Genomic DNA, 19,366 nt, shown 5'->3' with positions numbered 1-19,366 from the left:
ACGACGACTCGCCCGTCGCACCTGCGGCCAGCCCGTCCGCAGGACCACCTGACCCTTCGGCCAGCCGCGAGGACTCGCCCGCCTTATCTGCCCCTTCGGCCAGCCACGAAGACCCGCCCGCCCCACCTGTCCCTTCGACCAGCCCCGCTCTCCCGCCTCACGCACCTGTCCCTGCAGCCAGCCCTCCCGCCCCCGCGCCTTCGCGCCCCGCGCCCGTCAAGCCTCCACGCGACGCGACCTCCGTTCGCCCGCTCACCCGCGAGGCCCTCCGCGGTCGTCTCGCGCGCGAGCTCGCCTCGTGCGGCTCGCCGTACGTCGCCGAGGAGATCGCCGTCCGCGTCACCCCCGGCGAGGCCGGCAAGCTCGCGGGGCTCGCCGTGCTCGCCGACGGTCGACTCGCCCCCGGCACCGTCGACTGCCTCGAGCGGGAGCTCGCGCGCGTCCTCGCCGGGCTCGTCGAGGGCGTCGACGCCGCGCGGGCCTTCGACGTGTCCTTGACCCTCCCCCGGCGCGGCGGGGGTTGATCGCCGCGAACGAGGCCGTGTACTGGTAAGCGATGGCGGCGCTCCTCGGACCCGACGGCCGGCGCCTGGGCGCCCTCCCGGCCCGCTGCGTCGTCGGTCGCTCGCCCGCCTGCGACCTCGTCCTCGACGTCCGCGACGTCTCGCGCGAGCACGCCGTCGTTTACTGGACCGGCGCCGCGTGGGAGCTGCAGGACCTCGGCAGCCGCAACGGCACCTACCTCGCGGGTCGTCGGCTCGTCGCGCGCGAGTGCCTGCCGCTCGCGCGCGGCGCCGAGATCCGCTTCGGCGAGACCCTCGGTCCCTGGCAGCTCGTCGACGACGCGCCGCCGCGACCGATGGCCGTCAACCTCGTCGACGGCCGCGTGGTCCTCGTCGATGTCGACGAGCTCGCCCTGCCCGACGCCGACGAGCCCGCCCTGTGGCTGCGCCGCTCGGACGCGGGCGTGTGGTTCGCCGAGCCCGCCGACGGCCCGGCCACTCGCGTCGAGGACCGCGCCGTCCTGACCGCCGGCGGCGAGCCGTGGCGCGTGCACCTCACCGACGGCGTCGCGGCGACCTGGCAGGCCGCGAGCGAGCCCGACGCGCCGCCCGTGCACCTGCAATTCCGCGTCAGCGCCGACGAGGAGCACGTCGAGCTCGCCGCCCGCGTCGGCGAGCGGCGGATCGACCTCAAGGCGCGCGCGCATCACTATCCGCTGCTCCTCCTCGCCCGCGCCCGCCTGGCCGACCGCGCCGCCGGCATCCCCGACGGCGAGGAGGGCTGGCTGCCGCAGGACCGCCTGCTGCAGATGCTCAAGGTCGACGTCGGCTACCTCCACCTGAGCATCCATCGCATTCGCCTGCAGTTCACCCAGGCCGGCGTGCCGGACCCCACGCGGGTGGTCGAGCGCCGCCTCGGCGCCGGCCTCCTCCGCCTCGGCATCGCCCACGTGACGATCGATCCGCTGTGACCGCTCGTCCTCGGCGATCCCATCATCGATCGCTGCAGAGGACGGACGGTGCAGCGAGGTGCTCGCCACCGACGGCGCCATGGGCCCGCTGGGCCTCGCATGCCTGGTCCGCGCGCTCGACCCCGCGGGCGAGGCGGTGCGCGAGACGGAGCACTTCGAGATGTACCCCGAGCTCGGCTACACGGTCGTCATCCTCTCGAACTTCGACGACGACCCCCGAGCGATCGCCTCCAAGTTGCGGGAATGGCTGACCCAGGGCGTCCGTCCCCGCTGACCCCGGCAGTCTCGGGCCTCGGCCCCGGCGATGGGGGATGCGAGGACGCGTGTTCGCCCTCGCCGGCGCTGGCGCGCGCAGGTCAGCGAGGACTGGCGACCTCGAAGGTCGGCGGGCGACTGCCGACGCGCCGGCGCGACCACACGGTCCAGTCCCACTGGCTGACGCCGTCGAGGTCGTCGTCGTCGGCCGTGATCTCGCCCGACTCGTACAAGGCGACCAGCGTGTCGAGCAACGATTCGAAGTCGTAGGCGACGACCTCGCGGTCGTTGTCGTCGTGCCAGAAGCCGACGAGCTCGTCGGCCTCGCCGCCGAACTCGCCGCTGGGGTCGAGGCAGATGTTGTTGCCCGACGGGTCGTACAGCACCGGCAGCCAGGCCGGGCACCACCACTGGGGCTCGTCGGCGAACCACTCGCGGACCTGGGCGCGCCGCGCCAGGGCCTCGTCGACCGAATAGAGCGAGTAGACGAACGCGATCGGCATGAACTCGCCGCCGCCGTCGTGCCACGCCCACAGCTGGCGCAGCGCCGGCGGCAGCGGACGACCGAGCTCGCGCTCGCACGCGTCGAGTCGCGCCGGGTCGGCGCCCGGTCGCAGCTTGGCGTGGACGGCGGGAGCTCGGGTCGCGAGCCAGCGCTCGAGGCGAGCCAGCAGGCCGTCGACGCGGGCGCGCTGGGCCGCGGCCTCGCGCTCCCGCCACGCGAGCACCTCGGGGAGCCACGGCGGCGGCTCGTCGGGCGGCTCCGGCAGGCGCTCGGCCCACCGCCAGATCGCGTCGAGGTACGAGAGGTACTGCGACTCCATCAGGACCTCACGGGCCTCGCTGTCGACGCGGCGTAGCTCGCGGTCGAACGCGACGATCCGCAGGTGCGTCAGCGCGTCGTCGTCGAGCCCGTACGCGTCCCGCCACAGGATCGCGTCGTTGCGATCGTCGCGCTCCTGCTCGACGCGCTCGACGAGCTCGGCCGACGTGCGGCGGCGCGGGCCAGGAGGCAGCGCCTCGATGTAGTCGCGAAAGCGGCGCGCTGCTCCGGCGAACCTTCACCGTCGAGCACGCGCAGCATGTGCTCCCTCTGCGCGGGGTCGGCGAGGCCGCTCGCGCAGGCGCGTCGAGCCCTGAGGCGGCGCATCAAATAGCGGGCGCGCACGACGGTCCCGCGCTCGGGTCGATCCATGCTCGCGCCCCACAGGTGCCGCTCGTCGGGTCTCGGCCACACCCCCGCGAGGAACGGGTAGCCGACCTCCTCCATCGTGAAGCGGCCCGTCGCCGGATCGAGCCGGCACGTGTCGTCGAGCTCGAGGCCCTCGCTGATCAGGTCGAGGTCGGACCAGTGGATCTTCATCGGCGTCTGGGGGCGGCATCGGGGTCTGCCGGCGGCCCACGTTATCCGAGAACCGTGGCGAGCGCACCCGTGGAACCGGCGAGCGACGGCCTCCTCACCCCACGTGTGAGCCTCGGCGGCCGCGCCGAGCTCGCGGCCGCGTCGACGATGCGCGAGCGCGTGGGCCCGCGGACGTCACTCCTCCGGAGGCAGCTGCCGCGACGCCCGCGCATCCGCCAGCGCCACGATCGCGGCGAAGGCCTGCCCCAGCTGCGCCTCGTGGCCTTCGCTGCGGCGCCGCCACAGCGCGCGCCCGCCGGCCCAGCCCGCGACCGCGCCGGTCGAGGCGAGCGCCCCCAACAGCACGAGCAGCAGCGCCTTGACCACCACCGCCTTCAGCAGCACGACCGCGAACAGGCCGGCGAGGAAGCCGACGAAGCCGCCGAGGAATGCGCTCCCCAGAGTCACGCTCGCGTCCATGCGTTCTTCCAGGCGCAGCGTCGTGCGGCCCTCCTGCTCGACCACCGTGAAGTGGAGCCGGCGCGTCGTCGTCGACCAGATCCGGGCCCCGGCCTCCTGCTTGAGCTGCCCCGGATCGCCGAGCGAGCGGCGCAGGACCTCGATCATCTGCGCCAGCGTCGCGTCGTCGACGTGGCCATCGACCACCTCCTCGAACATCAGCTCGGTCTTGCCGCCGACCCACCACACCGGCCGGTTGCGGACGTCCTGGATCGCCAGCTCACCCGTCGCGCGCGCGACCAGGGCCTTCGAGATGCCCAGCTCCTGGACGACCTCCTCGATCTCGCCCCGGCTCATCGACCGCGCGTCGGTCTTCTCGCCCTCGCGCGCGTGAAGCTCCGCGACGCGCCGGAGGATCTGGCCGACCTCGCGGTCGTCGTAGCGGCGGTCCCCGGACATATCTCGATCCTATCATCCGTCTGTCAGCGGTGCGCATGCAACCACTCGTCGAGCTCGGCGGCCGCGGGCGTCGCGCTCGCGCTCGACGTGCTCGCCGTTTCGCGACGAAAGCTTGTGACGAGGGCCCGCTCGAACTTCGTTCAGATGGCCCTGGACGCTTCTTCGGCGAGCCCTCGACCACGACCGTCATCCTGGGGGACCCAGGTCCGGGGACACCCGCATGTCACGAGCCGGCGCGCCGCGACGTCGGACTCTCCGACCCGTGGTAGGGTGCGCCGCCATGAGCCTCGGCGAGGCTGCCCCGAATGCGCGGCCGCGGACGAGGTCCGGAGGAGAGCAAAGACATGATCACAGTGTTCGGTGAAGGGAGAGGTTTCCGGGTCGTGTGGCTGCTGGAGGAGATGGGACTCCCCTATCAGCTGCGACCGGTCGACCTGGTGGCCGGCGTCGACAATGACCCGGAGTTTCTCGCCATCAACCCTGCTGGGTTCATCCCGGCGCTCCGGGACGGCGACGCCACGATGGTCGAATCGATCGCAATCATGGAGTATCTGATGGGCCGCTACGGACCGACGCCCCTCGCGCCCGACCCGGCCGATCCCGCTTTCCCCGCGTACCAACAGTTCCTTCACCTCGGCGAAGCAGGCCTCGCCGCCTCGCTCTTCTTCGTCGTCGTCAGCCGCAACCTCGCGCCGGAGGCCGAGCGGCACAACTGGGGCGCCCGCAAGGCGCTGGAAGTCTACGAGAGCCGGCTGAGGTTGGTGACCCGGCGGCTCGCAGACTCCCCCTATCTCGCGGGCGATCGATTCACCGCAGCCGACATCTCGGTGACCTACGCCCTGGAGTTCGCCCAAAGAACCGGCGCGGCCGCCCTCGGCGAAGCAGAGCAGGCCTATGTCACCCGCACCAGCGGACGCGAAGCCTACAAGCGGGCCATGGACGTATGCCAAGCCACGAAGGCCTGGGCCGCCGAGGCGTCGGCCAGGCGCAACTCCGGCTCCGAAGAGGCCGGAGCCCGATAAAGCTTCGAGCCTGAGACCCGCCGCGGGTCGATGTCGACGAGAATCGACAGAGTCATGCACGGCGCCAATTTTCTCGACACAGCCTGCGACGGGCCTGCGCCCGTCGCACGCATGGTCGCGACCGCCTGTGGTGAATCGGCGATGGCAACAATCGAGCCCTCCCAGAATCAGGTCGGGGCGAGGGTCGGCCGGACGGCCGCCAGCACCTGCTCGGGCTCGGGGCGGCGGGCCGCTCCCCACAGGTTCAGCATGGAGGGGCGCTGCACGAAGGTGAACAGCTCCTCCTCCCCGCGGAACACGAACACGGCGGGCTGGATGTATCCGTCCGCGTAGCCGTGGGCCTTGGAGAGCGCACGCGAGATCGGGATCCCGTACAGGTCCGCCACCCGGTGCTCCTCGTCGCTGAGGAAGGGCCACTCGGTCGGGACGCTCAGCCGCTCGCGCAGCTCGGCGTTGCGCGTCGGGGGGTCGGCCGAGATGAACACGGGGAGGAGCCCCAGCGCCTCGATCTCCTTGCGCAGCTGCACGTAGCCGTCAACCTGACGGCGGCAGAACGGTCACCAGTGGCCGCGGTAGAAGAACAGGAGCGTCCGCTGGCGGGCGCGCAGCGCCGCGTCGAACACGAACGGGCGGCCCGAGTCGCTGGGCAGGGTGAAGTCGTGGGCGCTCATGAAGAAGATCCTCCGGCTTGGGTGTCGCTCATGGTGTTCAATTCCTTCCCAGGCTTGAAGAGCCAGCCGGCCGGAGCGTGACACGCGAGGATGAATTTTCTCGCGAGGCGCGAGGATGCGCGTCGTGGCGGCACGAGCCGAGGTCGGCGCAGGAATCGGGGCTGTCTTGCGCCTCGAGCAGCGCCGGGTCGGCCGGCGCTCGAGCGTCCGCCCGGCGTATTGCTGAGCTCGGCGGCCTCGCGTGCGAGCGACCGCGCCAGCAGCGGTCATGCGAGGGCCAGCAGCCGTGCGAGGGTGAAGTGAGGTCCTCGTCGCCCCGTTCGCGTCCGCCACCCTGGCAGGAGGAGACCTACGACATCTCGCGCACCGCGCCCGCGCAGAGCGTCGGCCCCATGTCCGGCGGCCAGAGATCGCTCGGGCTCAGGGTGCAGGTGACGCGGGGGTACACGAAGTCGGTCTCCTGGTTCTCCCGCCGGCGCAGGCGCAGGAATTCGCGGCGCTCCTCGTCGTCGGCCAGGGTCAGCGGTGTGCCGTCGGCGAGGCGGGGCTGCCCGTCGTCCACGTGGACCCACGTCTTCGACGTGCGAAACGTGAGCCCGAGCCAGGCGTTGTCGGCGTCGCCGGCCGCGGGGTCCAGCACGATCCGGTGGCGGAACCTGCGATTGGTGTCGGCGGAGAACACGACGACGCGGCCGTGGAGGAGCGGAATCACGAACGAGGGCCCCCCGTCCGCCTTCGATTCCACCATCAACCGCCGCGACGGCCCGGCCTCCGGGTGTTCATAACAGGAGAACAGGGCGATCTCCCCGGCGTCGTCCAGGTCGAGCGCCTGGTCCGAGTGGGCGCCCATGGTGGCATAAGCGCGGGTGTAGATCTCGAGCAACGCGTTGTTGAAGGCGACCGGGAGCGAGGCGCACTCGCCGATCCGTCGCGCGAGCACGGCGTGGACGGGTCGAAAGCGCTGAGCCGGGAGCGCGTAAGCGGTGGTGGTGCGGACGATGGGGACCTTTTGCGGGCCGTCGGTCGCCACGAGCACCGCGCCGCGCCGGCCTTTTCCGAGCTCCTCGAGCCGGGCCGACGCGGACAGCTCCGCGAAGAGGTCGTCCCGGGTGGAAATGGTATGCGTGCGGAACGCGTCGGATGCCTCGTAGATCGGCGCCTGGTAGTCCCCCGCGTTCATGCTGAAGCGGAAGCCGTCCCCGTAATCGATGGGAGCCGTCGTCCTGTTCTCTTCGGCGTACAACCGACGCAGCTCCGTCATCCCCTCGGGCGTGGCGGCCTCCAGCTCGGCCCGCGCCCCGTCCCGGAGCAGGAAGGTGCGCCCGTCCTCGTGGACCGCCTCGGTCTTCGAGCAGCGCACCACGTAGCCCAGCCGGGTCGGCAGCCGCGCCGCTTCCAGCTCGGACGGCACGATCTCGTGGGTGTAGCGCCGGTTGGTCGACAGCGGCATGAAGAACACCGAGTTGGGGTACAGCGTGATCGTGAACTGCTCGGGAAACGCACCTCTCTCCGCGGCCTCGACCTCCTTGTGTCGGAAGCGGAGCCGGGTCAGTCCGCTGATTCCGCGGTGACCACGGTCGAAGGGGTCGCCGGCCATGGGGCCGAGTCGATCGAGGTGTTCGTAGAAAGTGCAGAAGGCCATCACGCCGTCGTCCGGCATGTCCTTGGTCTTGTCGGCGTGAGACGAGATCCGCGCCTTCGCCTGCTTCTTCTCGGCGTCGGCCGGGGTGTTATGATAGATCTGCGCCAACACGTGGTTGAGCGGCGCCGCCCCCGAGAAGATCAGCGCCGCCTCCTGGTTCAGCGCGTCGACGATATGTCGGTCGGTGGCGCGGAAGTTGTCGGTCGGGCCCGACAGGTTGGTGGAGCAGCGCAGCAGGCGGAAATGCAGCCCGTCCCGCTCCTGTCGGACCGGTGACAGGTAGATCCCGGTGCGGTGCGCCGTGCCCGGCTTGGTGGACTCGGTCAGCGACTGGAAGTCGTGCTCGCCGCGGATCCGCGCGACGTAGTCGACCACCTCCGGGTCGAAGAAACTTCGGTAGTACACGCCGAGCCCGTGCACGCGGATCGGGACCCGGCCGGAGCTCACCGCCGGCCAGGGGGCGAGGCCAGCCGCAGCGTCGCCGTGCGAGCCCTCTCGGATCACGAGGACCCGCGACGCGGCCGAGAGGTCGAGGGCGGCGGCCTTCGACGCGTCACCGCACAGATACACGGCCTTCCCCGCGAGGTCGGGCAGACCCGCCGAGAGGTCCTGGACCACGGCGCCGGCGAAGCCGTCCATCGGGCGTTCGTCGCCCCGCGGCGAGAGCACGATCAAGACCTGGCGGGTGTCGTCGATGCGGGCTTCGGGGAGGCGCGGCCGGGCCATGGCGGCAAGATACCACCAGGACGAGCCGCGCTCGCCGACGAGGAGGTCGCCGCGCGCCTGCGCCCGCCGCACGGCGCCGGGGCCTAGCGCTTCTCGCTGTCGAGCGTGCCCATCAAAGCGGCAGGGTAGCGCGTGCCTGCGATCGCGCCGCGCGGCACCACCGCTTCGACTTCGGCGAGTCGCTCGGCGGTCAGCGGCGCGGCCGCGACGGCCTCGTCCAGCTGCTGCAGCGTGCGCATGCCGAGGGTCGGCACGAAGCGCGGCTGCTTGCCCAGCACCCAACCGATGGCGAGCTGACTCGGCGTGAGGCCCCAGTGCTTCGCCAGGCCGTGCAGGTCGGCGACGAGCTTTGCGTTCGCCTCTCCGTTCGCGCCGGAGAACCGCGGCATGTGAGCGCGGTGGTCCCCCGTCTTGATCGGGCTGCCCGCGAGCAGCCCGCGCGACAGCACCCCGTAGAGCGTCGCGCCGATGCCGAGCTCCGCGAGCAGCGGGAAGATCGCGTCTTCCGGGTCGCGGCTCACGATCGAGTACTCGATCTGCAGATCCGCGATCGGGTGAACCTTCGCCGCGCGCCGGATCGTCTCGGGCCCGACCTCCGACAGCCCGATCGACCGCACGTAGCCGGCCCGCACCAGATCGGCGATGGCGCCGATCGTGTCCTCGATCGGCACCGCCGGATCCAGCCGCGCCGGGCGATACACGTCGACGTAATCCGTACCGAGCCGGACCAGCGAGTACGTGAGGAAGTTCTTCAGCGCCACCGGCCGCGTGTCGACCCCGCCGAAGTTGCTGTCGGGGCTGCGCAGCGCGCCGAACTTGACCGACAGCTGGACCTTGTCGCGCCGGCCGGCGATCGCCCTGGCGATGAGCAGCTCGTTGTGGCCGGAGCCGTAGAAATCACCGGTGTCGAGGAAGGTCACCCCACGCGCGATGGCGGCCTGGATGACGGCGATGCTCTGCGCGTCGTCCGTCTTGCCGTAGGCGCCGGACATCCCCATGCAGCCGAGCGCGATCTTCGTCGGGTTCGAGGCGGTTCTCTCGTCGTTCATGACGCTGTCCTAGGCTCGCCCGCTCGGACGCGCTTGTGTGTTCTTGGCAGGAAGTCCGCCGAGAACGCACGAGCGCCGGCGCGCCCGCGGGTGTAGGATCGGGCGATGGAGCGCTCCGTCGAGATCCCTGTCTCGTCGCCGGCTGTTCGCGCGGTGCGTGCGACGATCGCCTCGCTGCACGCGGGGATGAAGGACCACTACGGCGTCGGTCGTATCGAGCACGGTGACAGCGAGTGGTGGGCCGGCGGCAAGGTCTGGCGCTCCGCGCCCGGATGCGTCCTGATGAAGCAGCCGGGCGACGTGCATCGCGACCTCGTCCGTCACGGACCGACGACGTTCATCAGCGTCACGCTGCCGACGAGCGACGTGGCCCATGTCCAGCGCGAAGGCAAGACGGCGCTGATCCCCCAACTCGAGGCCGACGACCGACGCGCCGCCCCCTTTCATCGCTTGATCGACGCAGTGTGCGCCGGCGTCGACCGCCTCACGCTCGAGGTCGCCATCGCCGAAGCGGTCGGCACGCTGGCGACGCTCCGCCACGCCTATCCCGACTACTCGCGTCCGGTGCGACGGGCGATGGAGTACATCCGCGAGCGTCTCGGCCACTCGTTCACGCTCGCCGATCTCGCAGAGCACGCGGAGCTCGACAAGTTCCACCTGTGCCGCGCGTTTCGGACGCAAATCGGACTACCGCCGCATGCCTATCTGACGCGGCTTCGCATCGCCCGCGCGAAGGAGCTGCTGGTCCGCGGCGTGCGTGCGTCCGAGGTGGCGCCGCTCGTCGGGTTCTGCGATCAAGCGCAGCTGACGCGTCACTTCAGAAGGCTGGTCGGGACGACGCCGGCGCGCTACGCAAAATCGCCGACGACCCGGGCGTGATGCCGGGAGCTCAGCGCGCCCGCTTCGAGGCGGCGGCCTTCTTCGCGGCGCTCTTCTTATTGGCCGGAACGGCCTTCTTCTTCTTCTTCTTCTTCTTCTTCTTCGCGGACGCCGCCTCCATCGCCTGACGCGCCTCGGTCTTCTCGCCTCTTCGCAGCGCGAGCGCAGCCGCGATCCACTCCGGCGCATAGCTCGACGTGCAGCCCTTCGGAATGGGCCGCGTGTCCCACCGGCCCAAACGCTCGCCGATGGCGATCGCCGACTCCGTGTACGCCGGCAGGTGGAGGCCGATCCAGACGAGGCAGTAATTGATGCCTTCCTTCACCCGGTACGGGGTGGCCGGCAGCTCCCGCTCGATGCGCGCGAGCGTGGCCTCGACGTCGAGGTTTTTGACGAGCCCGCGAGCGATGCGGCCGGCCAGCAGCTTCCACCCGGCCCGACGCGGCAGCTCCGTGTCACCCTCCATCCAGCGGGTCTGCAGCGCCTCGGCGACCGGCGCATGCACGAACACGCGTCCGACCAATTCGTCCACCAGGGTGACATTGGAGAGCGGCTCGAGCAGCCCGCGCGCCTCCTTCTCCGTGAGCGCCCCGGGATCGAGCAACATGCAGGCCAGGATCCGGGCCTCGTGATTTCCGCTGGCCCACAGCTCCAGGCCCAGCGCGTGGTTCGTGCCCAGCGCTTGCGCGAGGCCGCGGATCTTCCCCAGCAGCACGCCGAACACGTTGTCCCCGGCGCCGTCGCGCACGTACCGCTGCCGCACCTTGTCGTCGCCCTGGGCTTCGAGCTGCTGCATCACCTGAGAGAGCGTCATCTGCTGCGGCATGCTCGCCTCCTTAGCGGAGGCCATCGCCGCGCGCAAGCGGCGAGGTCGCACGACGATCGCTCACCCGTGAGTCCGCCATGACGACACCGGCCGAACCGTCGACCTGCGTGCGGAGGGGACACGCCGCGATGCCTCAGCGCTGCCTGCGTCGCCTCCGGCCCGATGGCGCGGACGCCACGAGGCCGGCGTCGTGTTGCAGGAGAGGCCGGACCTCGCGAGCGCTGTCGATGAGCGCCCGCACCACGGGTGTATCCGCGTCCTTCACCCGCCAGGTGACGACGTCGGACAGCTTGATGTCGAGGTCGACGACCGGACGCCACACCACCGAGCTCATCGGAGTCACCAGCGCCGCGGTCCTTCGGGGGAGGAACGACACCGCGTCACCGATCGCCACCAGCGCCAGGAGGACCTCCAGATCGGGCACCTCCGAGATCACGGCGAGGCTCACGTCTTGCGCGCGGGCGGCGGCAATGATGTCTGCATGGAGGTGGGGGTAGAGCCGACGCGGCTCGAGGATCACCCGCTCTCCCGCGAGATCGTGCAGCCGAATCTTCGTGCGCCGCGCGAGCCGATGATCGTGCGCGAGCACCATCCCGAGCCGGTCCCGGGTCATCTCCATGCAGGTCAAGGCGTCGTCGGTGGCAGCGTAGTTGCCGTAGGCAAAGGCGATCGTCCCGTCGCGCAGCGCGACCCACTGCTCGGCGCTGCTCATGGCGATGAGCTGGAGACCGATGCGCGGAGCACGTCTGCGAAACGCCGCCACGAGCGAGGCCAACGCGCCGGTGAACGTGGCTCCCGGCTCGAACCCGAGGACCACGGTGCCGAGCCTGCCCCCGGCGACCTCTTTGGCCTCCTCGACGGCCGCGTCGACGCTCCCCAGGATGCTCCTGGCCCGCTCCGCGAAGACCTTCCCGGCGGCGGTGAGCTTGATCCCGCGGCCGTCGGGCTCGAAGAGCTCGACCCCCATCTCCTCCTCGAGATCGTTCATCTGCCGGCTCAGCGGAGACTGAGAGACGTGGAGCCTCTCGGCGGCCCGGCGGAAGCTCTGCTCCTCGGCGATCGTCACGAAGTAGCGCAGGTGTCGGAGTTCCATGCGTTCGAGACCGTTGCCAAAAGAGTATCATAAGATTGCGATCAATGTCTTGGACGGCTCGATGCGGAGACGGTACACCGGCGGCCATGAGCTCGACGAATCCCCGACGCCCCGGCCCACGGGTGCTGGTCTCCGGCGCCAGCATCTCCGGCCTCACCATCGCCTGTTGGCTCGCCCGCCACGGCTTCGCGGTCACGGTGGTCGAACGCGCGCCGCATCTGCGTCCAGGCGGTCATGCGCTCGATGTGCGCGGCCCGGCCCTGGAGGTCGCGGCGCGGATGGGCATCCTCACCACGCTCCGCGATCGGAGCACGAAGCTGACGGGCATCGCCGTGGTCGACTCTGCCGGTCGAGAGATCTTTCGCAGCACGGAGAGCACGTTGACGGGCGGCCGGCTCGACAGCCCCGATGTCGAGATCCTGCGCGACGACCTCTGCGAGGTGCTGTACGAAGCCGTGGGCAGCCAGGTCGAATACGTCTTCGGCGATTCGATCGCGTCGCTGACCCAAGACGAGTCGGGCGTCGACGTCACGTTCGTCACCGCCGCGCCTCGCCGCTTCGAGCTGGTGATCGGCGCCGATGGCGTGGGCTCGGGGGTGCGGCGGATCGCCTTCGGCCCCGATGCGCAGTTCCTCCACGCCTTCGGTGACCTGTACGTCGCTACCTTCGGCATGCCGAACTTCCTCGGCCTCGAGCGATGGCAAGTTATGTATCAGGAGCCCGACTCGGTCGGCGCGCTGGTCATGGGACTGCGCAAGGACCTCGATGCGAGGGTCTATCTCGGCTTCAACGCCCCGAAGGGGCTCGACTACGACGTCCGTGACAGCGCGGCGCAGAAGCGGCTGCTGGCCGACCGCGTCGCCGGCGCGGGCTGGGTGATCCCGCAGATCACGGAGCACATGCTGCGCGCGTCCGACTTCCACTTCTACTCGCTGAGTCAGGTCCGCATGCACCGCTGGTCGCACGGGCGGATCGTGCTGGTCGGCGATGCCGGCTATGCCGTCTCGCTGGGCACGGGTCAAGCCACCTCGGTGGCGATGGTCGGCGCGTACGTCCTGGCCGGGGAGCTCGCCCTGCACCGGGATGATCTGGTCCGTGGGCTCGCCGCCTACGAGGACGGCCTGCGCGCCTATGTGACTCGCAATCAGGACATCGCGCTGGAGCAGAACACCAGCGCGTACGTATCGAAGGACGAGGGGGAGAGCGATCCCACCGGCGGCATCCCCGACTTCGGAGCGCTGACGCTGCCGTTCGCCCTCAAGGACTACCCGGATCGCGTGAGGCTCCCCTGAGCTCCACGAACCCGAATCGCCCGCGCCCTCCCTGCGTGAATAATGCCTCTCCCGAGCTCTCCTCGTGCTCGAACGGGGCCAAGGCAGGCCGGGAACCGAGCGTCAGGTCGAGGGGGTCCCGGACAGGCCAACGGTCGAGCTGGTCGCCGAGGTCGAGCCGGTCGCTGCGCCGGCGGATAGAGTCTGGCACCTCCACGATGTTCGCGTCAAGGTGGCTGCCGTCATCGCCCGTAGATATCGGTCTCTGAGTTGTACGCCCTCCAATCGAACCAATAGTCCCAGAGGACGGGAACTGGCGTCATACACAGCCTCGCGGCCGCCTGCGGCCCCTCGACCGCGCAGCCCCGGAAGTCCCACAGGCTCCCCGTCTCCGCGTCGCGCAGATGCTCGCCATCGGCAGGCGCGAGCAGCAGCGCCTTGCCATCGACGCGGCGGTCGAATGCTCGCAGCATGCGTCCCCCGCCCGACCAAGCACGACAGGCACCTCCCCGAGCTCGTCGAGGATCACCCGCTCGGCCGCCAGCCGGCTCGCCTCGTACGCCCTCGCCTTGCCTCCGACCGCGACCCCCGCCACGAGCGCGCGCGGCGGCAGCGGTGAATCGCGGGTGTCGACCACCGTCGGCAACTTGTCGATCCCCGGCTCCCAGTCGCGCTCGTAGCTGTCCGAATAGCCAGGTTCACCGAGCAACACCTGTCCTCCGGGCGACTCGGCCCGGAACCGCGCGACCGTCAGCTCGTCGTTGTGGACCCGCTCGAGCTGCGCCCCGCGCATCGGCCCGGCGACGCACTCGCCGCTGACCTGCTGCCAGAAGCTCCCCGTCTCCTCGTCGCGCATGAGGAAGTTCTGGTTGTGGATCCCCGCGAGGTGGAACGTCAGCGTCTTGCCCTGGATTGTCCGCTTCCACACCAGACCGGTGTGGCAGAGCGTTCAATATGTCACGACAATCGCCGCATCACCCACCACGTCGTTGAGCACATGGTGATACGCCATCACCTCGACCGGGTACGCGCGCGCCTGCTCCCCCACGCGCACCGCCATCACGATCGCCGCGTCGGGCAGCCCCGACTCGCTCGCCCCCGCGAAGCGCGGCGCCGGCATCGGCTCGAACATCTTCTCGAACACGTTGATCCGCGACAACATGCCCGCGCCGAGCGTCAGCACGAGCATCACCACCGCGCCGATCCGCCGCCACCACCCGCCGGGCCACGCGCGCACCACCGCAGCGACGGCCATGAGTCCTGCCCCGAGGAGCAGCCACGGCCCGAAGCGCAGCACCCACAGCGCGACCGCCAGCTCGGTCGGCCCCTGCGGCCGGAACGGGCGCATCACCCACAGCGGCGTGACGAGGGTCGCCAGGGCGACGAGCAGCGCGCCGAGGCCGAGCAGCACGAACGGACGACGATGGGAGGGCATGGTCGGCAGGTTACACCGCCGCGCACGCCCTGTCTCCTGCTCGCCCCGCGCCGCCGCCTCCCGGCCGATCCTCCACGCACCCTTGACCGGCGTCAGGCCTCACCGCTTGCGATCCGGCGCCAGTGGGTCCTCCCCCCATTCGGGTTCGAACTCGCCGCCGAGCCCGTCGACCAGGCGATTGTAATAGTTGAACAGCGCCGTGATCTGCACGATCTGGTGGATCCCCACGTCGTCGAACCCGTGCGCCCGCAGGTCCTCGATCCGCGCCGCATCGAGCGCCCGGCTGTCGCGCGTCAGCGCCACCGCCACGTCGATCATCGCCCGGTCGGCCGGCGACAGGGCAGCGCGATCCGGGTCGCGCTCGAGCGCGTCGGCGATCGCGTGGACATCGGGTTGTGCCTCGACCTCGGCCCGGAGGTCGTCGCTGTGCGCGCGCGTTCAATACACGCAGTGGTTGGTGCGAGACACGGCGACCGCGATCATCTCGCGCTGCGCCCGCGACAGCGGCCCGGGGCCGAACATCAACTCGCGGTACAGGTCGAGCGACGCCTGCAGGACGCGCGGCTGCACGCTCTGGATCCGCAGCACGTTGAAGATCTTCCCTGCGCGCGCGATCGCGGCGCGGTAGATCCGCGCCAGGAGGCCGTCAGCGTGCTCGAGGTCGACGATCCGGATCCATGCCATGCGGACCACTGTACCGCGATCGGCGCGCCGCGGGGAGGTCCGCGGCCCCGCCTCGCCCGGCGAAACCCGCAAGGTCCTTCGTCTGCCGCCAGGCCCACGGATCGGGCTATGCTCGGCTCGTGCGCCTCGCCTGGGCGACCGACATCCACCTCGACTTCCTCGACGACGGGCAGGTGCGGCGCTTCGCGGCCGAGCTCGCCGCGCCGCGGGCCGACGCGCTCGTGCTGAGCGGCGACCTCTCGCACGCCGAGACCCTCGAGCATCACCTGCGCCTGCTCGCGCAGGGCGTGCCGGGGCCCATCTACTTCGTCCTCGGCAACCACGACTACTACGGCAGCTCGGTCGCGGCCGTGCGCGCGGCCGTGCTCGACCTCGGGGCCCGGCGGCCGCGGCTCTCGTGGCTGCCCGCGGCCGGCGTCGTGCGTCTGACCGATCGGACAGGTCTGATCGGCTGCGACGGCTGGGCCGACGCGCGGAACGGCGAGCCCGACAGCACGCCCGTCGTGCTCAACGACTTCTTCCACATCGAGGAGCTGGCCGGCACCATCGACCCGGTCGCGCGCGCCGACCCGCGGCGGTTCCGCGGCACCAGCCGCAGCCACCTGCACGCCGAGCTGCGGTCTCGCGGCGACGCCGAGGCGGCCGCCCTGCGCCCGCTCCTGCGCGACGCCCTGCGCGAGTTCGCCGAGGTCGTCGTCGTCACCCACGTGCCGCCGTTCGCCGCGGCCTGCTGGCACGAGGGCCGCCACTCCGACGCCGACTGGCAGCCCTACTTCACCTGCGCGGCCGTCGGCGACGCCCTGCGCGAGGCCGCCGAGGCCTGGCCCGACCGCCGGCTCACCGTCCTCTGCGGTCACACCCACGGCGCCGGCGAGGCGCAGATCCTCGCCAACCTGACCGTGCTCACCGGCGGCGCCGAGTACCGCCGGCCGGTCCTGCAGCGGGTGCTCGACGTCGCCTGAATCGGCATGTCCCTCGGGACATGTCCTGAATCACATCCGCCAGATCAGCGCGATCACCGGCGCCGTCACCAGCGCGGCGGCCAGCGCCGGCCGGTCCTGCAGCGGGACCTCGACGTCGCCTGAATGGGCATGTCCCTCGGGACATGTCCCGAATCACATCCGCCAGATCAGCGCGATCACCAGCGCCGTCACCAGCGCGGCGGCCAGCGCCACGGTGCCGACCATCCGCAGCCCGCGCCGGTTCGCGGCCGCCGCGTCGCGGGCCGCCGCCGTCGCGCCGTCGCCTTTGGGCCTGTCCTTCGCGGCATGTGCCATCACCGCCGCGATCGCCGCCGCGAGCTCGTCCATCGACCCGTAGCGCTTGTCGGGCTGCTTGCGCAGCGCCTTGCGGAACAGGTCGTCGAGCGCCGCGGGCAGCTCGGCCTCGGGCGCCGTCTTGCGGGCCGACGGCACCTCGGCGGTGAGGATCAGGCGATACGTGTCGGCGGGCGTCGGCCCGCGGAACGGCAGCTTGCCGGTGACGAGCTGGAACAGCAGCACGCCCGCGGCGTACACGTCGATGCGATGATCGATGGGTCCGCCGGTCGACTGCTCCGGCGCCATGTAGAAGCTCGTACCGAGGATCGTGCCCTCGGCCGTCAGAGCGACCGATTCCTGGCTGATGTTGTCGATGCCGCGGGGCAGCCGCTTGGCGATGCCGAAGTCGATCAGCTTGATGAAGTCCTGGACCCCGCGGAAGCCGACGCGGAAGCAGTTGGCCGGCTTGAGGTCGCGGTGGATGATGCCGTGGCGGTGCGCCTCGGCCAGCGCGCTGCAGATCTGCAGGACGATGTCGGCCGCGCGCCGCAGCGGCAGCCGGCCCTCGCGCAGCAGCGTGGCCTGCAGGTCTTCACCGTAGAGCAGCTCCATCACCAGGTAGCAGACCCCGTCGGGCGTCACCCCGAAGTCCAGCGTCTCGACGATATGGTCGTGGACGATCTGCGCCGTCGCCTGCGCCTCGCGCTTGAACCGCTCGCGCGTCACCGGCTCGCGGCTCCACGGCTCGCGCAGCAGCTTGATGGCCACCCGCTTGTGGGTGTGGAGGTGCTCTGCGGCGTAGATCTCGCCCATTCCCCCCTTCCGCAACAGCCGAACGAGGCGGTAGCGGTCGTCGATGAGCGTGCCGACGGGGAGGGAGTCCTGCACCTGCGGGTCCAGGGTAACACAGAACCCCGGGCCGCTCGGGGCCGTCAGCCCGCAGCGCGCCTTCGATCGGGGCGCGAGCGCCCCCGTCTCTATCCCGGGAAATGGACTGCTCCCGCGCGCGCGTCACGGCCGGGTCACGCGCGCCCGCGCGCGGTGGACTCGTGACATTCACCGTGGGGTCGTGACATTCGCGCCGAATCATCGGCCGAGACGTCGTTTGTCAGCACTCGGCGCTTTCACCAGGATGCGCGCCATGCGTCCGTACAACCCCATGCTCGATCGTCGCACCTTCCTGCGCGGCGGCGCGGCGATGGCCGCCGCCGCGTCCCTGCCCCTGGTGTTCTCCTATCATCGCACCGCACGCGCCGATTACGGCGCCCTCGTCCCCGACCCCGAGGGCCTGCTCGACCTGCCCGCGGGCTTCTCGTACACCATCGTCAGCCAGACCGGCGACGCGATGACCGACGGCTATCGCGTCCCGGGCGCCCCGGACGCGATGGGAGCGTTCGCCGGGCCGAACGGCACCATCGTCCTCATGCGCAACCACGAGCTCAGCCCGGAGGCCGCCGACAGCCCGTACGGCCCCGGTCAGGACCCGCCGCCCGAGGCCTACGATCCCGACGCGGTCGGCGGCGTCACGCGCACCGTGCTCGACGGCGCCACCCTCGAGGTCCTCGCCAGCAACCTCGTGCTGGTCGGCACGATCCGCAACTGCGCCGGCGGCCTGTCGCCGTGGGGCTGGCTGAGCTGCGAGGAGAACACGGACGACGGCCACGGCTACGTGTTCCTGTGCCGGACCGACGCCGAGACCGTCCAGATGCCGCAGCGGATCGTCGGCTACGGTCGTTGCAATCACGAGGCCGCCTGCGTCGACCCCGACACCTTCGTCGCCTATCTCACCGAGGACCGCGCCGACAGCTGTCTTTACCGCTTCGTACCCGCCGACAGGGCCGATCCGTTCACCGGCAAGCTGCAGGCGCTCAAGGTCATCGATCAGGACACGTTCCTCACCACCCTCATGGACGTATCCGAGACCGTCGAGTGCGAATGGGTCGACATCGACGAGCCCGATCCCGCCGACGACAGCCTGCGCGAGCAGGCCCAGGACCGCGGCGCCGCGCTGTTCATCCGCGGCGAGGGCATCTGGTTCTTCGAGGGCGCCGTCTACGTCTGTTCGACCAGCGGCGGCCCGGCGGCGGGCGGCCAGATCTTCAAGCTCGTCGATCGGGAACGCGGCGCCACGCTCGAGCTGCTGGCCCGCTCCGACGACAAGGACCTGCTCGACATGCCCGACAACATCTGCGTCGCGCCGTGGGGCGAGGTGTTCATGGCCGAGGACGGCGACGGCGACAACTTCGTCCGCGTCCTCGCTCCCACCGGCGAGGTCTACGACTTCGCGCGCAACGCCCACAGCGACAGCGAATTCGCCGGCGTCTGCTTCTCGCCCGACGGCCAGACCCTGTTCGTCAACATCCAGGGCGACGGCATCACCCTCGCCGTTCGCGGCCCGTTTCCCGCGGTCGAGCGGCCCGGCACCAGCGGCGACGACAGCGACGGCACCACCGGCGACAGCACCACCGGCAATGACACCACCGGCGACGGCACCACCGGCGACGGTCCTGCGCCGACCACCTCGGCCGGCAGCGCCGGCGGCACCGAGGGCGACACCGGCGATCCGACCACCGGCGACGTCCCGACCACGAATGGCAGCACCGGCGAATCGCCTGCGACCGGCGACAGCGACAGCGGCGGCGCCGAGGGCGAGCCGGCCGGGTGCGGCTGCGACACGACGCGCAGCGACCCGCTGTCCGACCTCGCCCTCGCGGCCGCCGGCGTCGCGGTCCTGCGCGGCATCACCCGCCCCGCGGCCGTGGACGCCGGCGAGCGCGGCGACGTCTGACCGCCGTCGCGCTCCGAAATCGACCGGGCGGG

18 protein-coding genes and 2 pseudogenes are annotated in these 19,366 nt (G+C 71.0%); 8 read left to right on the top strand and 12 right to left on the bottom strand.

The window, feature by feature from the left end:
• The first annotated feature begins 377 nt into the window (after nucleotides 1–377).
• Genes OV079_RS03200 through OV079_RS03190 form a run of 3 tightly spaced genes read left to right on the top strand, consistent with a single transcriptional unit; the run spans nucleotide 378 to nucleotide 1,748 of the window.
• Complete coding sequence (locus OV079_RS03200) at nucleotides 378–524, top strand: hypothetical protein (RefSeq protein WP_267766151.1); 147 nt, start codon at nucleotides 378–380, stop codon at nucleotides 522–524.
• A 32-nt stretch (nucleotides 525–556) separates the two neighbouring features.
• Nucleotides 557–1,474 carry an FHA domain-containing protein gene (locus OV079_RS03195; RefSeq protein WP_267766150.1) on the top strand — a complete coding sequence of 306 codons (918 nt, stop codon included), beginning with the start codon at nucleotides 557–559 and terminating at the stop codon, nucleotides 1,472–1,474.
• A 58-nt stretch (nucleotides 1,475–1,532) separates the two neighbouring features.
• On the top strand, nucleotides 1,533–1,748 hold the full coding sequence (locus tag OV079_RS03190; protein WP_267766149.1) for a hypothetical protein: 216 nt from the start codon (nucleotides 1,533–1,535) through the stop codon (nucleotides 1,746–1,748).
• 82 nt (nucleotides 1,749–1,830) lie between these two features.
• On the opposite strand, the gene OV079_RS03185 is transcribed toward OV079_RS03190, so the two are convergent.
• The 3 genes from OV079_RS03185 to OV079_RS03175 form a co-directional block, all read right to left on the bottom strand.
• Nucleotides 1,831–2,553, bottom strand: coding sequence for an SMI1/KNR4 family protein (locus OV079_RS03185; RefSeq protein WP_267766148.1), 723 nt, complete (start codon nucleotides 2,551–2,553; stop codon nucleotides 1,831–1,833).
• A gap of 68 nt (nucleotides 2,554–2,621) precedes the next feature.
• Entirely contained in the window at nucleotides 2,622–3,092 is a 471-nt protein-coding gene (locus OV079_RS03180; protein WP_267766147.1) for a hypothetical protein, read from the bottom strand.
• Between the two features lie 174 nt (nucleotides 3,093–3,266).
• Nucleotides 3,267–3,989: a hypothetical protein gene (locus OV079_RS03175; protein ID WP_267766145.1), complete on the bottom strand. Its 723-nt coding sequence runs from the start codon at nucleotides 3,987–3,989 to the stop codon at nucleotides 3,267–3,269.
• Nucleotides 3,990–4,333: 344 nt separating this feature from the next.
• Between OV079_RS03175 and OV079_RS03170 the strand changes: the two genes are divergently transcribed.
• Nucleotides 4,334–5,011, top strand: coding sequence for a glutathione S-transferase family protein (locus tag OV079_RS03170; protein ID WP_267766144.1), 678 nt, complete (start codon nucleotides 4,334–4,336; stop codon nucleotides 5,009–5,011).
• 167 nt (nucleotides 5,012–5,178) lie between these two features.
• Here the strand turns inward: OV079_RS03170 and OV079_RS03165 are convergent.
• The 3 genes and pseudogenes from OV079_RS03165 to OV079_RS03155 all read right to left on the bottom strand — a co-directional run.
• Nucleotides 5,179–5,556, bottom strand: a pseudogene (locus OV079_RS03165) (redoxin domain-containing protein); the annotation flags it as partial.
• A gap of 475 nt (nucleotides 5,557–6,031) precedes the next feature.
• The gene (locus tag OV079_RS03160) at nucleotides 6,032–8,050 is read right to left on the bottom strand and encodes a 2OG-Fe(II) oxygenase family protein (RefSeq protein WP_267766143.1); all 2,019 of its coding nucleotides are present in this window, start codon (nucleotides 8,048–8,050) and stop codon (nucleotides 6,032–6,034) included.
• Between the two features lie 83 nt (nucleotides 8,051–8,133).
• A complete protein-coding gene (locus OV079_RS03155) occupies nucleotides 8,134–9,099 on the bottom strand; it encodes an aldo/keto reductase (RefSeq protein WP_267766141.1) in 966 nt (321 codons plus the stop codon).
• A gap of 105 nt (nucleotides 9,100–9,204) precedes the next feature.
• Between OV079_RS03155 and OV079_RS03150 the strand changes: the two genes are divergently transcribed.
• Entirely contained in the window at nucleotides 9,205–9,978 is a 774-nt protein-coding gene (locus OV079_RS03150) for a helix-turn-helix domain-containing protein (protein WP_267766140.1), read from the top strand.
• A gap of 10 nt (nucleotides 9,979–9,988) precedes the next feature.
• On the opposite strand, the gene OV079_RS03145 is transcribed toward OV079_RS03150, so the two are convergent.
• Both OV079_RS03145 and OV079_RS03140 read right to left on the bottom strand, forming a co-directional pair.
• On the bottom strand, nucleotides 9,989–10,804 hold the full coding sequence (locus OV079_RS03145; protein ID WP_267766139.1) for a DNA alkylation repair protein: 816 nt from the start codon (nucleotides 10,802–10,804) through the stop codon (nucleotides 9,989–9,991).
• Between the two features lie 133 nt (nucleotides 10,805–10,937).
• Nucleotides 10,938–11,870: a LysR family transcriptional regulator gene (locus tag OV079_RS03140; RefSeq protein WP_420829389.1), complete on the bottom strand. Its 933-nt coding sequence runs from the start codon at nucleotides 11,868–11,870 to the stop codon at nucleotides 10,938–10,940.
• A 113-nt stretch (nucleotides 11,871–11,983) separates the two neighbouring features.
• Here OV079_RS03140 and OV079_RS03135 point away from each other — a divergent pair, with 113 nt between their 5' ends.
• Nucleotides 11,984–13,189 carry an FAD-dependent monooxygenase gene (locus OV079_RS03135; RefSeq protein WP_267766137.1) on the top strand — a complete coding sequence of 402 codons (1,206 nt, stop codon included), beginning with the start codon at nucleotides 11,984–11,986 and terminating at the stop codon, nucleotides 13,187–13,189.
• Nucleotides 13,190–13,410: 221 nt separating this feature from the next.
• Here the strand turns inward: OV079_RS03135 and OV079_RS03130 are convergent.
• The 3 genes and pseudogenes from OV079_RS03130 to OV079_RS03120 all read right to left on the bottom strand — a co-directional run bounded on the left by OV079_RS03130 (nucleotide 13,411) and on the right by OV079_RS03120 (nucleotide 15,287).
• Nucleotides 13,411–14,288, bottom strand: a pseudogene (locus OV079_RS03130) (DUF3179 domain-containing (seleno)protein).
• A gap of 414 nt (nucleotides 14,289–14,702) precedes the next feature.
• The gene (locus tag OV079_RS03125) at nucleotides 14,703–14,921 is read right to left on the bottom strand and encodes a carboxymuconolactone decarboxylase family protein (protein WP_267766135.1); all 219 of its coding nucleotides are present in this window, start codon (nucleotides 14,919–14,921) and stop codon (nucleotides 14,703–14,705) included.
• 120 nt (nucleotides 14,922–15,041) lie between these two features.
• Nucleotides 15,042–15,287 (bottom strand): carboxymuconolactone decarboxylase family protein, encoded by a 246-nt coding sequence (locus OV079_RS03120; protein WP_267766134.1) that lies wholly within the window; start codon nucleotides 15,285–15,287, stop codon nucleotides 15,042–15,044.
• 119 nt (nucleotides 15,288–15,406) lie between these two features.
• Between OV079_RS03120 and OV079_RS03115 the strand changes: the two genes are divergently transcribed.
• Nucleotides 15,407–16,249 carry a metallophosphoesterase family protein gene (locus OV079_RS03115; protein WP_267766132.1) on the top strand — a complete coding sequence of 281 codons (843 nt, stop codon included), beginning with the start codon at nucleotides 15,407–15,409 and terminating at the stop codon, nucleotides 16,247–16,249.
• A 153-nt stretch (nucleotides 16,250–16,402) separates the two neighbouring features.
• Here the strand turns inward: OV079_RS03115 and OV079_RS03110 are convergent, their stop codons facing one another.
• Complete coding sequence (locus OV079_RS03110) at nucleotides 16,403–17,434, bottom strand: serine/threonine-protein kinase (RefSeq protein ID WP_267766131.1); 1,032 nt, start codon at nucleotides 17,432–17,434, stop codon at nucleotides 16,403–16,405.
• Nucleotides 17,435–17,687: 253 nt separating this feature from the next.
• Between OV079_RS03110 and OV079_RS03105 the strand changes: the two genes are divergently transcribed.
• The gene (locus tag OV079_RS03105; protein WP_267766130.1) at nucleotides 17,688–19,334 is read left to right on the top strand and encodes an alkaline phosphatase PhoX; all 1,647 of its coding nucleotides are present in this window, start codon (nucleotides 17,688–17,690) and stop codon (nucleotides 19,332–19,334) included.
• Nucleotides 19,335–19,366 lie beyond the last annotated feature (32 nt).

The organism is Nannocystis pusilla (assembly GCF_026626665.1).
Classification (GTDB): Bacteria; Myxococcota_A; Polyangia; order Nannocystales; family Nannocystaceae; genus Nannocystis; species Nannocystis pusilla.
This window is presented reverse-complemented; position numbering and strand designations above follow the sequence as displayed.

What these genes read in the sequence shown, in the direction of transcription:
- OV079_RS03195 (WP_267766150.1), top strand. Translation starts at nt 557, where the DNA reads ATGGCGGCGCTCCTCGGACCCGACGGCCGGCGCCTGGGCGCCCTCCCG.
- OV079_RS03185 (WP_267766148.1), bottom strand. Translation starts at nt 2,553, where the DNA reads ATGGAGTCGCAGTACCTCTCGTACCTCGACGCGATCTGGCGGTGGGCC.
- OV079_RS03180 (WP_267766147.1), bottom strand. Translation starts at nt 3,092, where the DNA reads ATGAAGATCCACTGGTCCGACCTCGACCTGATCAGCGAGGGCCTCGAG.
- OV079_RS03175 (WP_267766145.1), bottom strand. Translation starts at nt 3,989, where the DNA reads ATGTCCGGGGACCGCCGCTACGACGACCGCGAGGTCGGCCAGATCCTC.
- OV079_RS03170 (WP_267766144.1), top strand. Translation starts at nt 4,334, where the DNA reads ATGATCACAGTGTTCGGTGAAGGGAGAGGTTTCCGGGTCGTGTGGCTG.
- OV079_RS03160 (WP_267766143.1), bottom strand. Translation starts at nt 8,050, where the DNA reads ATGGCCCGGCCGCGCCTCCCCGAAGCCCGCATCGACGACACCCGCCAG.
- OV079_RS03155 (WP_267766141.1), bottom strand. Translation starts at nt 9,099, where the DNA reads ATGAACGACGAGAGAACCGCCTCGAACCCGACGAAGATCGCGCTCGGC.
- OV079_RS03150 (WP_267766140.1), top strand. Translation starts at nt 9,205, where the DNA reads ATGGAGCGCTCCGTCGAGATCCCTGTCTCGTCGCCGGCTGTTCGCGCG.
- OV079_RS03145 (WP_267766139.1), bottom strand. Translation starts at nt 10,804, where the DNA reads ATGCCGCAGCAGATGACGCTCTCTCAGGTGATGCAGCAGCTCGAAGCC.
- OV079_RS03135 (WP_267766137.1), top strand. Translation starts at nt 11,984, where the DNA reads ATGAGCTCGACGAATCCCCGACGCCCCGGCCCACGGGTGCTGGTCTCC.
- OV079_RS03125 (WP_267766135.1), bottom strand. Translation starts at nt 14,921, where the DNA reads ATGATCGACGTGGCGGTGGCGCTGACGCGCGACAGCCGGGCGCTCGAT.
- OV079_RS03120 (WP_267766134.1), bottom strand. Translation starts at nt 15,287, where the DNA reads ATGGCATGGATCCGGATCGTCGACCTCGAGCACGCTGACGGCCTCCTG.
- OV079_RS03105 (WP_267766130.1), top strand. Translation starts at nt 17,688, where the DNA reads ATGCGTCCGTACAACCCCATGCTCGATCGTCGCACCTTCCTGCGCGGC.